Below are 15,192 nucleotides of genomic sequence, written 5' to 3' on the forward strand. Positions count from 1 at the left end.
TCAACACTCCCAACATAGCAATTATGATACCTGATTTAAGAGAAAAAGTAATACCTTTTTTGAAAAAAGCAAAATCACCTTATCTAAAAGAAATACAAGCCTTAAACCATTGAATATTGCTTTATTGCACTTTTATATTCAACTTCTTAAGCCGAATAGCAGATTATGTAATAATTCGCTATTCGTGTTAATTAACTATTATCTTTTTTCTTGGAGGAATATAGATTGTTTCATCTTCAGCATGCGAAATCTTTTCTAAAAGTCCGATAAAACGGCCTTTATTAGGTACTAGCTTTACTATTGCCCACCCTTCTTCTATTGATTTCTTTATGCGTTCTATATCAGATTTATGCTCTGAAAAAGATATAACTTTTTGTGCTGGATTTTGCATATTGATAAATCAATTATAGTTAATAAATGTTAATATTATAGTAAATATTTTTTAATAAATCAATCACATATTTATTATTTGCTAAATATAAATAAAATGATTACCATATATTAGGTCTTGTCTACTTATATCCTAATAAATAGTTTAATTAAAAATTAAAAGTTGTACAACAATTTTTTATTTTAAACATATATTTTTATTTCACTTATTAACTTTATTTAATTTAAACTGTATAATTTAATTATGTCAAATGATAATTTACAACCGCCTGCTCTTTCTAAAAAGCAATTATTTGCTTTTTTTGGTATGGTTGTCGGGATATTTATGTCGGTACTTGATATTCAGATTGTCGCTAGCTCATTATCCGTAATAGCTGCAGGTCTTGCTGCATCAAGAGATGAGCTTTCTTGGGTTCAAACATCTTACTTAATAGCTGAAGTTATCATTATTCCTATTACCGGCTTTTTAGCAAGGTTACTTTCTACCAGAATTTCTTATTTTATTGCAGCTCTAGGATTTACGGTTATGAGCGTATTATGTTCGCTCGCAACTAATATTGAATCAATGATTATCTTTAGAGCATTACAAGGATTTTTTGGCGGTGCTATGATACCGACGGTATTTAGTACCGTTTTTATAATTTTTCCTGCATCACAACGTCCTACCGTTACTATCTTAATTGGACTTGTCGTAACCGTTGCCCCTACTTTAGGACCTACACTCGGTGGATATATTACGGAGATTTTATCATGGCATTTTATGTTTTTATTAAACGTCATACCTGGTATTTTCGTATGCACGGTAGTTTTTTTATATGGGGATTTTGATAAACCGAATTATAAATTACTAAAAAATTTTGATTTTCTCGGTATATTATTAATGGCTTTAACGCTCGGCTTATTACAATATGTTTTAGAAGAAGGAAACAAAAAAGGTTGGCTTGAGGATAGTTTAATACTATTCTTAAGTATTGCAGTAGCTTTAGGTTTTGTTTTATTAATCATTAGAGAACTAACCTTTATTAATCCAATTTTAGATTTAAAAACATTCCTTTATAAAGACTTTACTTTTGGTTGCCTTTATTCGTTCGTTATGGGTATCGGATTATACGGGGCAGTATATATATTACCGCTATTTCTCTTTACTATTGCCGGATATGATACATTACAAATCGGAGCTACTATGATAGTGACGGGCGGAGCACAATTTTTATCTGCACCACTTGCCGGTAGGATGCTAGGGCTAGGGGTAGATTTACGCCTGATGCTTATTATAGGGCTTGGAGGGTTTGCTCTCGGATGTCATTTGAATAGTTTTCTAACGCCTGATTCTAAATTTGCTGCATTTATGATTCCTCAATTTGTTAGAGGGCTTTCACTAATGTTTTGTTTTATACCGACTAATAATATAGCTCTTAGCAATATGCCAAAAGAAAGAGTAGGTAACGCTAGCGGGCTTTATAATCTTAATCGTAATTTAGGAGGAGCTGTAGGACTTGCGGTAATTAGTACTATACTTACTAATGATACTAAAATCTTTATGCAATATTTATCGGAAAATATCTCGTCTACTTCTATAATGGCATTAGAACAACTAGATTCTTACACTGAATTATTAAGCGGGAAAGTCCTTAATCCTGAAAAAGCATCCTATTTGTTATTAGCAAACAAATTAAATAATGATGCTTTTGTAATTGCAATAAATAATATATTTAATATGATAGGGCTGTTATTTGTATTTATAATGCTACTAATACCTTTTACTTCAAATATCAAATTAACCGGAAATGTTAATGCTCACTAAAATTAAATTTATATTATATTTTCCTTGGTTATTATTAGAAATATGGGAATCTGCTTTCTCGGTTATCAAAATAATTTGGCAAAGAAAGATAGAGATAGAGCCGTTTTTTGAATGGATTGACACAGAAGGGCTAGAAGAAATCAGTGAAGTAATTTATAGTAACTCGATTACATTAACACCTGGTACGGTAACACTTGATATAAATAATAATATGCTATTAGTACATGCACTCAATAAATCATCGATTACCGACCTACAACGAGGTAGAATGATTAAAAAAATTAAGCAAATATTAAAAACAACTTGAAATAGAAAATGATATCAGATATAAACGCTCTAAAGTGTAAAAAAGTTTTGCTTAAAGTTTCAGGAGAAGCTTTAATGGGAGACAAGCAATTTGGACATGAATATGAGGTAATAAAAAAGATTGCCGGCGATATTAAGGAGGTCATTGATTTAGGAGTAGAAGTCGCTATTGTAGTCGGAGGCGGGAATATTTATCGAGGGATCAATGCAGCACTTGTCGGTATGGACCGAGCTTCAGCGGATTATATAGGTATGCTTGCAACGGTGATTAATGCTTTAACATTGCAAAACGTTATGGAAAGCCTCAATATCTATACAAGAGTTCTATCGGCTATTCCTATGATGAGCGTGTGTGAACCTTATATTCGCCGCAAAGCTAAAAGACATATGGAAAAAAAGCGTGTAGTAATTTTTGCTGGCGGCACGGGTAACCCTTTTTGTACAACCGATAGTGCCGCAGTACTTCGTGCAATCGAAATGAATTGCGATATTTTATTAAAAGCAACTCAGGTTGACGGCGTATATGATTCCGACCCTAAAAAAAATCCTGATGCTAAAAAATATTTCACTATTAGCTATAAAGATGTTATAACTAACAACCTGCAAGTCATGGATACGGCAGCTATTGCAGTCGCAAGAGAAAATAAATTACCTATACGAGTATTTTCAATAAAAGAACAGGGAAATTTTGCTAGAGTAATACAAGATAAAGGCGAATATACGACAATTGAGGAATAATATTATTGTAGTGTGCTATTGTATAGATACCTAATCGTCATTGCGAGGAGGCCTTGTTGCGTGGACTGGTAAAATCCCCTGTGTCACCCCGTGGCTTGACCACGGGGTCCATAAAAATAATAAACAAATACTAATAATTTTAGTATTTTAACTGGATCCCGCTACAAGCTCGCGGGATGACAATAGAAAACCGATCCACGCAACAATGTACTTGGTTCATGTACTAATAATAATATACAGATAAAATAAATATATGGATGAATAAATATGGACACAGAAACGTTAAAGAAAAACTTACAAGAAAAGATGGATAAAGCTCTGAAAGTTTTAGATCATGAGCTTAAAGGGCTACGTACCGGTAGAGCTTCGGTTAATTTGCTTGATAGCGTAACCGTGGAAGCTTACGGGAGTAAAATGCCGCTTTCACAAGTTGCTTCTCTATCCACCCCTGATGCACGAACAATTAACGTGCAGGTTTGGGATAAATCTATGGTGTCCTCGGTAGAAAAAGGAATTACGATAGCAAATCTTGGCTTAACTCCAGCAACGGACGGTCAATTAATCAGACTACCGATACCGGCTTTAACTGAAGAAAGACGTAAAGAACTGGTAAAGCTTGCTCATAAATACGGTGAGGATACTAAAATTTCATTACGTAATATTAGAAGAGACGGCAATGAAGAACTTAAAAATCTAGAAAAGGATAATATTATTGCAAAAGATGAGCATCATAGCTTATCCGAACAAGTACAAAAACTAACCGATAATTATAGTAGTAAAGTTGACTCGGCAATAAAACAAAAAGAACAAGAGATAATGACTGTTTGATTTTCTATGTCATTCCTGCAAAAGCAGGGATACACCTCTTTCCTGTGTCATACCGTGGCTTGACCACGGTATCCAGAAAAAATTAAAAAAGACTGGATTCCGCGATTAAGTTAGCTAGGATGACAGAGATGGAATTAATACACACAACAATGCCTCACGGAAATAACATTAGACTATACCACTCAAAATAATAAAACTATGATTACAAAAGAAGAAGCACAGAAAATAGCAAAATTAGCTAGATTAAAATTTGAAGAAGATACTGTAGAAAAATTTTCTGCTCAGCTTAGTACTATTATGAATATGATTGATATTTTAAATGAAATAGATTGCAAAGATATAGAGCCTTTAACTTCGGTTTCTAATATGAATGCTAGAATGCGAGAGGACGCCGTTACGAGTTCTGATTTATCAAATAAATTATTTGATAATGTAAGCGGAAATAGTGCCCAGCTTGCTAAAGAAGTAAAATATTTTATCACTCCAAAGGTTGTTGAATAATTATGACGGAACTAAACAAATTAACAGTAGCAGACAGTGTAAAAGGTCTAAAAAATAAAGATTTTACAAGTAAGGAATTAGTTAATGCACATATTAAACAAATAGAGAAACATAAAAACCTAAATGCTTATGTTACCGAAACTTTTGATTTAGCTTTAAAACAGGCTGAAGCAGCCGATCAAAATTATGCTAAAAGTCAACCGCGAACACTTGAAGGTATACCATTTGCCGCTAAAGATCTTTTCTGTACGAAAGGGATTAGAACTACGGCATGTTCTAATATACTGAAAAATTTTATACCTAATTATGAATCAAGCGTTACACAAAATATTTTTGATAAGGGCGGTGTGATGCTCGGCAAAACCAATATGGATGAATTTGCTATGGGTTCGACAAATATCACTAGTTGTTTTGGAAATGTAATTAGCCCCTGGAAAGCAAATGATGATAATGCATATTTAGTTCCGGGTGGTTCTTCAGGCGGTTCAGCTGCAGCAGTTAGCGGGTTTATGGCATCTGCTGCTCTTGGTAGCGATACTGGAGGCTCGGTACGTCAACCTGCAAGCTTTACGGGTTTAGTCGGGTTTAAACCAACATATGGTCGTTGCTCAAGATACGGAATGGTATCGTTTGCTAGCTCACTTGATCAAGCAGGGATATTTACTAGAAGCGTTTTAGACAGTAGCATTATGCTTGAAGCGATGATGGGATTTGATGAAAAAGATTCTACTTCGATTAAAGCAGAAGTTCCAGAACTACAATCCGCTATCGGAAGTTCTATGAAAAATATGAAGATAGGCGTACCTCTTAGCCTTGGTGAAGGCGGTATTATTGAACCTGATATTATAAAAATGTGGCAGGATACCATAGAGCTACTTAAAAACGCCGGTGCTGAAATAGTTGATATTACGCTGCCGCATGCTAAATACGGTGTTGCCGTTTATTACGTAATAGCACCGGCTGAAGCTTCTTCAAATTTATCTAGATATGATGGCGTTAGATACGGTCTTCGAGTAGAACGTGAAAATATGACGCTTGACGAAATGTATGAAATGACTAGATCAGCCGGATTTGGGGAGGAAGTAAAACGTCGTATTATGATTGGAACATATGTGCTTTCATCTAGTTGTATGGACGCATATTATCTAAAAGCTCAAAAAGTACGTCGTTTAGTTGCAAACGATTTTAATAATGCTTTTGCAAAAGTTGACGCCATTTTGTTACCTGCAGCACCGACCGAAGCTTTTAAGATCGATGAAAAACAAAATGATCCGACTATTATGTATTTAAACGATTTATTTACTATTCCTGCAAGTTTAGCCGGTTTACCTTGTGCATCGGTTCCTGCCGGATTATCGGCACGAGGTTTACCTCTAGGGATGCAGATTATAGGTAAACAATTAGACGAATATAATGTTTTGAAAGTAGCATCGACAATTGAGTCAGGTGTAAAACATATTAAATTTGAGCCAAAGGGTTTTTAATTATGGCATATATTGAAGGTAATACGGGGAAATGGGAATATGTAATAGGGCTTGAAGTCCATGCTCAAATTTCCTCAAAATCTAAGCTTTTTTCAGGAAGTAGTACTATTTTTGCAGCAAGTCCAAATTCGCAGGTTTCCTATGTTGATGCAGCAATGCCCGGGATGTTACCGGTATTAAATAAGCATTGCGTACACCAAGCAATTAAAACAGGGCTTGGGCTTAAAGCTAAAATAAATAAATATTCGGTATTTGATCGTAAAAATTATTTTTATGCTGATCTGCCCCAAGGTTACCAAATCTCACAATTTTACTATCCTATAGTACAAAACGGAACTATGGAAATACCGACTAGTACCGGCAATCTTAAAACTATTCGCATTAACCGTTTGCATTTAGAGCAGGATGCGGGTAAATCTATGCATGATCAATCACCACATTACAGCTTTATCGATTTAAATCGTGCCGGTATTGGGCTTATGGAAATTGTAACCGAGCCTGATATATCTTCGCCGGAAGAAGCGGCTGAATTTGTAAAAAAGTTGAGGAATTTGTTACGTTATATCGGCAGCTGCGACGGTGATATGGAAAAAGGCTCAATGCGTTGCGATGCTAATATTTCAGTAAGACGTAGCGGCGAACCACTAGGCACAAGATGCGAAATTAAAAATATTAATTCAATTCGTAATATTATTAAAGCAATAGAATTTGAAGCTAAAAGACAAGTAGATTTGCTTGAAAGCGGTGAAGCAATAATTCAAGAAACACGCTTATTTAATGCCGATAGCGGCATCACTAGAACTATGCGTTTAAAAGAAGAAGCACTTGATTATAGATATTTTCCTGATCCTGATTTATTACCGCTTGTTATTTCTGATGAGTTAATAAATGAACTAAAAGCAAACTTACCTGAGCTACCTGATCAAAAGATTGAAAAATATACGAAAGAATTTGGCTTAAGTAAATATGATGCCGAAGTAATAGTAGCCGATGAATCGGTTGCTGAGTATTTTGAGAAAGCAGCAAATGAATGTAACCCTAAAATGCTTACTAATTGGCTAACTAGTGAGTTATTTGGACAATTAAACAAAGCATCGATAGAAATAAATGAATGTAAAATTATTCCTAGTAACTTTGCAAAACTGGTAAAATTAATAGAAAATAATACTATTTCTGGTAAAATTGCAAAAACCATTTTTGAAATTATGTTTGAAACCGGTAAAGCACCTGATAAAATAGTAGAGGAAAAAGGACTTGTACAAGTTTCGGATAATAACGTGCTAAACACAGTAATTGACGAGGTAATAGCTAAAAATCCTCAATCAGTAGAGGGTTATAAAAGTGGTAAGGATAAATTATTCGGTTTCTTTGTAGGCCAGGTAATGAAAAAAACCGGCGGTAAGGCTAATCCAACTCTTGTGAATCAGCTTTTAAAGGATAAGCTGGATTCTTGATGTTTACTGATGTTGTCTGCATGGCTTCTATGTCATTCCTAGCTAAAGACATTATTGCGTGGCTTGGTTTCATTGTCATTGCGAGCGGGCAGTTGCGTAGACCGGTAAAATCCACTGTGTCACCCCATGGCTTGACCGGCGTTGTTGCACGGCTCAAAAAACGCCCTCGATGTCATACCGTGGCTTGACCACGGTATCCAGAAAAATAACTAAAAATATCAATAATATTGATATTTTTAACTGGATCCCGTGAATAAATCACGGGATGACAGGAGGAAAATCGAGCCATGCAACAAGACCAATGCCTTACGGAAATGACACAGAACACACTAAAACTTAAAACATTATTTTTATGAAATTTCTAAAAATATTTCTACTATCTTTCTTACTAGTTTCTTGTGAAAAAAAAGAAATGGAAAAAACTTTAATAGTCGGTACTGCCGCAGATAATCCTCCTTATGAATTCATCCAAGACGGAGAGATTGTTGGGATTGATATTGATATTGTAAAAGCAATAAGTGAGCGTCTAAATAAAAAAGTTATCATAAAAAACTTCGACTTTAACGGTTTACTTGCAGCTTTAGTTAGTGAAAATATTGATGTTGCGGTGGCGGAGCTTTCCGTAACACTGGAGCGTTCCGAATATATCAGCTTTTCCGATAATTACGCTACTGCAAGATTTGCCATAATATATAGAACAGGCGATAATATACAAAATAGCAAAGATCTAGAGAATAAAATAGTAGGGGTACAGCTCGGTAGTGTTTTAGAAAAAAAAGCACAAGATCTATCACAGACAATGAATATTAAAGTTCATTCTTTAGCAAATCATTTAATGTTAGTTGAAGAGTTAAAAGCCAGAGTCATAGATGCTATTATTTCTGAGGAATTTCAAGGCAAAAAATTAAAAGAAAATAATTCAAATTTAGAAAGCAGTACTTTAGAAGAATTTTCATCAGATTTTGCTATAGGTATGTCTAAAAACTCAGGACTAATTAATGAAATTAATGAGGCAATCGATTCATTAAAAAAAGACGGAACCATTAACAAAATTATGAAAAAATGGCTGGGACAGTAACAGAAAGTCAATTTAAAGATACTATGAGTCGATTCCCCCAGGGAGTGACTATTATAACAACAAATTGTAATAACGAGCTTTTTGGCTTTACTGCTAGTTCTCTTACTTCTGTATCTTTAAAACCACCGTTAATATTATTTTGCCTCAATAAAAACTCTTTTAGTATAAACAGTTTTCAGAAAAGTGATAAATTCGCAGTTAGTATTTTAGCAGAGAATCAAATTGATATCTCAAAACATTTTGCTAAATCACAACCTAATAAATTTACAAAAATTGCTTATGAGCTTGGCAATAAAACCAATTGTCCTTTAATAAACGGTGCAACTTGTTATATAGAATGTAATAAATATGCTTCTTATGATGCCGGTGACCATGTTATATTTATTGGTGAAGTAATAAATACTGCTATTAAAAATGATTTAAAGCCTCTATTATATTTTCATAAATCTTATACAAATTTACAATAAATCAAACATGATTAATATCGGTCTTAGCGGTTCTACCGGTAAAATGGGAAAAACCATTACAGAGAGAATAGATAAATTTAAAGATTGCAAAATTTCAGCAAAATTTAATAGTACTAATAATTTAGATGATTTAGATAATTTTTGTAAAAATTCTGATGTAATCATTGATTTTTCTACTCCTGAAATATTAGAAAAATTAATTAATTATGCATTAAAACATAATACAAAATTAGTAATCGGAACCACAGGACTTCAGCCTCAACATTTTAAGCTTTTAGAAAAAGCAGCTCAAACTTTACCTATTTTATATTCTGCAAATATGAGTATCGGGGCTAATTTGCTCAGCTATTTAGCAAGAAAGGCAACAAAAATACTAGATGATTACGATATTGAAATTCTAGAAACCCATCACCGTAATAAAAAAGATTCACCCTCAGGAACTGCTATTATGCTTGCTGAAACAATTGCAAGCGAAAAAGGATTAAATATAGAATTTAATCGTGGTAACAGACCAAGAAGCGAAAAAGAAATAGGTATTTCCTCGCTTCGTGGTGGAAATGTTCACGGTATACATGAAATATCTTTCCTAGGTGACGATGAAATAATCACTTTAAAACACGAAGCTCTGAATAAAAACTCTTTTGTCATTGGTGCAATTAAAGCTGCTATTTGGCTACAAGATAAATCACCGGCTTTATATTCAATGCAAAATATTTATAATTATAGCTTGAAAAAACAGCTCTAACAGACTATATTTTATTATGTAAATAACATAATCCTAAGGTTACTTATGATCGATTATACAAAAACTTTAACTGCCACCTCAAAGAATAAAACTTTTGATGAAGGCTTAAGAAAATACATGCTTAAAGTATATAATTATATGGCTTTAGCACTTTTACTAACCGGTGTAGCAGCCGTAACGACTATATCAGTTGAACCTATTTATAATTTAATGTTTCAAACAGGATTCGGCACTATTATAATGTTTGCTCCGCTCGGTATCGCTTTATATTTCTTTATGGGCTTCGGACGAATGAACCTGAAAACAGCACAAATATTATTTTGGGTTTATGCCGGTTTAACCGGTATGTCGCTTGCATATTTAGCTCTTATTTATACCGGTGCCTCGATAGCTCGTACTTTCTTTATTTGCTCTTCCGTTTTTGGAGCAATGAGTTTATACGGTTATAGTACAAGTAGAAATTTAACATCTATGGGTTCATTTTTTGCAATGGGTCTTATAGGTCTTATCATTGCTTCATTAGTCAACTTGTTTCTAAAAAGCTCGGCTCTTTCTTTTGCTACTTCTCTTATTGGAATAGTAGTATTTATGGGATTAATTGCTTGGGACACTCAAAAGATTAAGTCTATGTATTACATGGCAGAAAACGATGAAGTAGGACAAAAGCTTTCTATTATGGCAGCCTTTACTTTATACTTAGATTTTATAAATCTTTTCCTATATTTAATGAGATTTTTAGGCAATAGAAGAGATTAATTGGTATCCTTTCTGCAAAGTCATGATTTATTCATGGCTTTGGTTTTTTCATTGTCACATCACGATCAAATCTATAGTACTGAATAGTTTTTAAAAAGACCTCGATGTTATATCCCCACAAAAACGGGGCTTTGTTGTATGGATACCGACTCCTCATTGTGAACGGTCTAAGCGAGTTGGCGTTGTTGCATGGATACGGATGTCATTCCTGCGAAAGCAGGAATCCATCATAAAGCGAGATAAATCGAGCTTTTAATTTCAAAAATTTTCTGTATTTATACTTTTTTCTGGATTCCCGCTTTTAGCTAAGAATGACATAAAGAGCATTTACCGGTCCACGCAACAATGCCAAGCTAGTTCGACAATCCAGAAAAAATAATAAAAAAATTCTGTAAATCAGAATTTTTTTCTTCCCTGCAATTAATAATAATTAATTAATTTATATAATAAATTTTTGAAGCATTAGTTAATATAATCAGGTTATTTTATGTTTAAAGAAAAAACTCAACAGGAATTATTATTACAAGAGCAACTTTTTAAAGCCCTAAAAACAGAAGATACAGCATTGAATGCCAAAATATCCAGAGCCTGCGAAGCCATTGCCTCATCTGCTATTGATCTTTCTAATGACCAATCCCCTACTACTGCAAGTCTATATGTTAGTCAAATGGAATTAGCCAATTTGGATAGTCGGGGTTTGGCTAAAGCCACAACAATAATAAAAAATGCATTTCCAAGAGATAAACACAGGGAATTCAGAGAAATAATCGATGCACCTCTTTTACAGCATTTAGTTATGGAAGAGGCAATTGAACGACAAGTTGGATTAGATGATAGCCGATATAATGCAGATTACAGAAAACTTGAAGAAATAGACCATAAAAAAGCAATTGATGCTATGCTACGTGATAAGATGGTGGCCAGCAAACTGAGTTTGAGAAGAAAGGAAAAAAGCAGCAGGAGTTTCTGCCGGTTATATTGCTAAAGATGAGTTAGGAAATACTTTTATTTTAAAACATTTTTATAAAACTCATGCTGCATGCCAAAAAATACAAGATAATAATGCACAAGAACAGGCTATTACTGACCGAAGAGATGGTGTACAAGAATTAATAGGCTCTACCATGTATCAATTTTTATTACATGATCGAGCACCAAAAGAAGGGCTGGTAAAAGCAGATGAAAAACACCCTGATTCACTTTATGTACGTTCTAAATTTTTTGATAATGCTGTAACACTAACAGAATTTTCCGGTTTATCAGGTCAAACTAGAGTCAGAGCTAATGATCAAAATTAAAAAAAGCTGAAAGGATTTGAAAAAGCCATAGCTGCTTGTCATATGCTGGGGGAAGTAGATTATCATGCTGGTAATTTAATGGTGCAGGATGGTAAAACAATAACCAAAATTGATCATGGTCGCTATTTTTTAGCATTTCATAAGGATTTTGGCAGTATGATTCAATCAACAAATAAAATGTTTGCACATCCTGGAGTCGGCTACAGTGCTGCTATTAAAGCAGGTAATTTCTCATTTAATATCGATAAATATAGCGAATCGTTAAATCAAATGATAAGTCAATTTGATGAGAAACAGATGGAAGCAATAGTTGATCAAAAAATTGATGAATTAAAAAAAGCTGGGTTTGATCCAAAAAATATTGTGTTATCCACTAATATTAAAAATTTTGATGATTTGAGGAAACACTATAAAGGCAGTATAAAAGAAAATCTTATTAATATGCAAGAAGTTGCCAAAGGAGCTGAGATAGTAACAAAATTTAGTAATGTTTTACCTGAATTTAACAATGGTGGTTGGTTAGAGGCTTTCGCTACTCACCTGTAAAAGACCCGGTACTCTATGCAATAAATAATAACATTAAAATTGAAGGTATAGATGCTAAAGAGTGGGCGTATGAAAATAATTACCAAATTAAAACTTCTATAGGCTTGAAAAAAGAAATAATCAAGGAACAACAATGGAGCAAAGATTTAGAAGGAAAATGGAAAGAAACAGAAGTTGAGGTTAAGAAAGATAAAGTAGAAGTACAAATTTCTGATCCTGTAAAATCAATGTGTACACAAGATAAATCTACAGGCGAAAAGTTGGAGTCACTAATCGTTGATTTTACAAAGCAGGCAACAACTAAAAACGTAACCGATAAAGAAGTAACAAAATTCTACGACAATATAATGTAAAGAGCTAAAAAAAGAAAATTATCTTACCGAGCAGGATATTGAGGGTATAAAGAAAGATTTAAAATATCAGGATAATATCGAAAATACGATCAACTTATTAAATGCTAAATCTTTCAAATTAAATTCCAAAGATACTATATATTACAAGGTAGGAAATTTTTGTGAAAAGATAGGTTTATCTAACGTTTCAAACTATTTTATGAAAAAAAATTCTCCTGAAAATTTAAATAAAATTCATGTGATACACAGAAGCTGATAGCAGAAAGTATAAAAATTGGCAACATATTAAAACAAAAAGGAAATCAAGGCATTCAGCCAAAAAGAGTAGAAGCGGTAAAAGAAATTGCATTCTCTAAATTACAAGCTAAAAGGGAAAATCAGAAACAAAGATAGGCATTGTTGCGTGGATCAATTTCACCTCTGTCATCCCGTGGCTTGACCACGGGATCCAGTTAAAATACTAAAATTATTAGTATTTGTTTATTATTTTTATGGACCCCATGGTCAAGCCACGGGGTGACACAGTGGGTTTTACCGATCCATGCAAAAAGACCCTACGCTCCTCACAATGACGATTTAGGGGTAGCTTAACAGCAACTATAAATTCTTATTCTTTCTCTACATTTTTTCTAGCTGACGGTGATAGCATAATGCTTAGCTCTTTTAGAACTTTATCTTCTACATAGCTTGGAGCGTTCATTAGTAAATCTTCAGCTTGCTGATTTAAAGGAAATGCAATTATTTCTCTTATATTAGTAGCTTCTGCGAGTAGCATAATGATTCTGTCAATACCGGGAGCTATTCCGCCATGTGGTGGAGCACCAAACTTAAACGCTCTAATCATACCGCCAAATCTCTTATCAACTTCCTCCTCACTATAGCCTGCTATGGAAAATGCTTTATACATAATCTCAGGCTTATGGTTTCTAATAGCACCGCTAGAAAGCTCTATACCGTTACAAACAATATCATATTGATAGGCGTTAATTTCTAATAACTCTTCAGTAGTTTTAGCTTGCTCTAAAGCATCTATTCCACCCTGCGGCATAGAAAACGGATTATGGCTAAAATCGATTTTTCCTGTTTCTTCATTTAATTCATAAAATGGAAAATCAGTAATCCAACAGAATTTAAAGCAATCTTTTTCAAGTAAATCAAGCTCTTCACCAAGTCTTATTCTAACCTTACCCGCAAGTTTAGCAGCTTTATCTTTTTTATCGCTAGCAAAAAATACGGCATCACCGTTACTAATACTAGCTGTAGCTTTTAGACTCTCTAATTGCTGCGAGCTTAAGAATTTTGCTACCGGTCCTTTTGCTTCACCGGTTTCACTAAACTGAATATAGCCAAGTCCACCTGCTCCTTCCGATATCGCAAACTCTATCATTTTATCGAAGAAACTACGAGGCAGTGCAGCTGCCTTAGAGGCAGGAATTGCACGAACAATACTACCTTTTTTGATATTCTCTCTGAAAATCGTAAAATCGGAATCTCTAAATATCTCAGTTACATCAGCAATTATAATAGGATTTCGTAAATCAGGCTTATCAGAGCCGTATTTTAGCATAGATTCATTATACGGAATACGAACAAAAGGAGTCTCTGATACTTTTTTATCCGTGAATTTAGTGAATAAATCATACATCACAGGCTCAATAGTACTAAATACGTCTTCCTGTGTAACAAACGACATTTCTATATCTAGCTGATAAAACTCGCCTGGTGATCTATCGGCTCTTGCATCTTCATCTCGAAAACAAGGAGCAATTTGGAAATAACGATCAAAGCCTGATACCATCAATAACTGTTTGAATTGCTGAGGTGCTTGGGGTAATGCGTAAAACTTACCCGGATGCATTCTACTCGGTACTAAGAAATCTCTAGCACCTTCAGGTGAACTTGCCGTTAAAATCGGTGTTTGAAATTCAGTAAAACCTCTTCCCGTCATCAAATGACGAATATGAGAAATAATTTGTGAGCGGAGTATTATATTATTATGCAATTTCTCACGTCTAAGATCTAAAAAACGATGCTTAAGCCTTGAATCTTCCGGAGCATCTTTTTCGGTATTAATAACAAAAGGTAGAGTATCTGCAGCCGATTCAACAATAAATTCACCTGCTAAGACCTCAATATGACCTGTCGGAAGCGTATTATTAATCGTGTCCTCTGACCTTGCTACTACCGTGCCTTTGACCGTAATTACCGATTCATAACGCAAACGGCTTGCGTCTTCCATAAGCTGAGGGTTTTGATCGGTAAAAACGATTTGAGTTATGCCGTAATGATCACGTAAATCTATAAAAACTAGATTGCCGTGATCTCTTCTTCTATGTACCCAGCCGGATAGTTTAACTTCTATTCCGACATCGGATATTTGTAATTCATTACAATTATGAGTTCTATATTTATGCATTTTTTACGTATATATACGATTTCTTTAC

The 15,192-nt window shown here is 34.0% G+C and carries 14 protein-coding genes and 3 pseudogenes; 14 read left to right on the forward strand and 3 right to left on the reverse strand.

Translation table 11 applies throughout. The annotated features are described in order from the left end of the window. Window positions 1-187: 187 nt before the first annotated feature. Window positions 188-391 (reverse strand): DUF2674 domain-containing protein, encoded by a 204-nt coding sequence (locus SB78_RS00120; RefSeq protein WP_041077468.1) that lies wholly within the window; start codon window positions 389-391, stop codon window positions 188-190. A gap of 243 nt (window positions 392-634) precedes the next feature. Here SB78_RS00120 and SB78_RS00125 point away from each other — a divergent pair, with 243 nt between their 5' ends. The 14 genes and pseudogenes from SB78_RS00125 (at window position 635) to risK1 (ending at window position 13,141) form a co-directional block, all read left to right on the forward strand. Next, the gene (locus SB78_RS00125) at window positions 635-2,194 is read left to right on the forward strand and encodes a DHA2 family efflux MFS transporter permease subunit (protein ID WP_041077470.1); all 1,560 of its coding nucleotides are present in this window, start codon (window positions 635-637) and stop codon (window positions 2,192-2,194) included. Beyond that, window positions 2,178-2,501 carry a monovalent cation/H+ antiporter subunit E gene (locus SB78_RS00130; RefSeq protein WP_041077472.1) on the forward strand — a complete coding sequence of 108 codons (324 nt, stop codon included), beginning with the start codon at window positions 2,178-2,180 and terminating at the stop codon, window positions 2,499-2,501. Before SB78_RS00125 ends, SB78_RS00130 begins: the two co-directional genes overlap by 17 nt. Before the next feature lie 8 nt (window positions 2,502-2,509). Further along, window positions 2,510-3,238: a UMP kinase gene (pyrH, locus tag SB78_RS00135; RefSeq protein WP_041077474.1), complete on the forward strand. Its 729-nt coding sequence runs from the start codon at window positions 2,510-2,512 to the stop codon at window positions 3,236-3,238. Between the two features lie 267 nt (window positions 3,239-3,505). Further along, on the forward strand, window positions 3,506-4,066 hold the full coding sequence (gene frr, locus SB78_RS00140; RefSeq protein ID WP_041077476.1) for a ribosome recycling factor: 561 nt from the start codon (window positions 3,506-3,508) through the stop codon (window positions 4,064-4,066). 198 nt (window positions 4,067-4,264) lie between these two features. After that, window positions 4,265-4,567 (forward strand): Asp-tRNA(Asn)/Glu-tRNA(Gln) amidotransferase subunit GatC, encoded by a 303-nt coding sequence (gatC, locus tag SB78_RS00145; protein WP_041077478.1) that lies wholly within the window; start codon window positions 4,265-4,267, stop codon window positions 4,565-4,567. Window positions 4,568-4,569: 2 nt separating this feature from the next. Beyond that, entirely contained in the window at window positions 4,570-6,051 is a 1,482-nt protein-coding gene (gatA, locus tag SB78_RS00150) for an Asp-tRNA(Asn)/Glu-tRNA(Gln) amidotransferase subunit GatA (RefSeq protein WP_041077480.1), read from the forward strand. Window positions 6,052-6,053: 2 nt separating this feature from the next. Next, window positions 6,054-7,505, forward strand: a complete 1,452-nt coding sequence (gene gatB / locus SB78_RS00155; protein ID WP_041077482.1) for an Asp-tRNA(Asn)/Glu-tRNA(Gln) amidotransferase subunit GatB — start codon at window positions 6,054-6,056, stop codon at window positions 7,503-7,505. 29 nt (window positions 7,506-7,534) lie between these two features. Further along, the gene (locus SB78_RS09525; protein ID WP_158510067.1) at window positions 7,535-7,693 is read left to right on the forward strand and encodes a hypothetical protein; all 159 of its coding nucleotides are present in this window, start codon (window positions 7,535-7,537) and stop codon (window positions 7,691-7,693) included. Beyond that, window positions 7,650-7,818, forward strand: a pseudogene (locus tag SB78_RS11855) (MFS transporter); the annotation flags it as partial. The gene SB78_RS09525 and the pseudogene SB78_RS11855, both read left to right, overlap by 44 nt. Window positions 7,819-7,857: 39 nt before the next feature. Then, window positions 7,858-8,583, forward strand: coding sequence for an ABC transporter substrate-binding protein (locus tag SB78_RS00165; protein WP_041077486.1), 726 nt, complete (start codon window positions 7,858-7,860; stop codon window positions 8,581-8,583). Further along, window positions 8,568-9,050, forward strand: coding sequence for a flavin reductase family protein (locus tag SB78_RS00170; protein ID WP_011271442.1), 483 nt, complete (start codon window positions 8,568-8,570; stop codon window positions 9,048-9,050). Before SB78_RS00165 ends, SB78_RS00170 begins: the two co-directional genes overlap by 16 nt. A 7-nt stretch (window positions 9,051-9,057) precedes the next feature. Then, window positions 9,058-9,795: a 4-hydroxy-tetrahydrodipicolinate reductase gene (gene dapB, locus SB78_RS00175; protein WP_041077491.1), complete on the forward strand. Its 738-nt coding sequence runs from the start codon at window positions 9,058-9,060 to the stop codon at window positions 9,793-9,795. A 45-nt stretch (window positions 9,796-9,840) separates the two neighbouring features. Continuing rightward, the gene (locus tag SB78_RS00180; RefSeq protein ID WP_041077494.1) at window positions 9,841-10,551 is read left to right on the forward strand and encodes a Bax inhibitor-1/YccA family protein; all 711 of its coding nucleotides are present in this window, start codon (window positions 9,841-9,843) and stop codon (window positions 10,549-10,551) included. Window positions 10,552-11,038: 487 nt separating this feature from the next. Then, a pseudogene (risK1, locus tag SB78_RS00185) lies at window positions 11,039-13,141 on the forward strand (T4SS effector phosphatidylinositol 3-Kinase RisK1). Here risK1 and SB78_RS11860 read toward each other — a convergent pair. Both SB78_RS11860 and aspS read right to left on the reverse strand, forming a co-directional pair. Continuing rightward, a pseudogene (locus SB78_RS11860) lies at window positions 13,140-13,295 on the reverse strand (MFS transporter); the annotation flags it as partial. The pseudogenes risK1 and SB78_RS11860 sit on opposite strands and share 2 nt — an antisense overlap. 60 nt (window positions 13,296-13,355) lie before the next feature. Next, a complete protein-coding gene (gene aspS, locus SB78_RS00190) occupies window positions 13,356-15,164 on the reverse strand; it encodes an aspartate--tRNA ligase (protein ID WP_041077496.1) in 1,809 nt (602 codons plus the stop codon). Window positions 15,165-15,192: the final 28 nt, after the last annotated feature.

The sequence above is a fragment of the Rickettsia asembonensis genome (assembly GCF_000828125.2).
GTDB lineage: Bacteria > Pseudomonadota > Alphaproteobacteria > Rickettsiales > Rickettsiaceae > Rickettsia > Rickettsia asembonensis.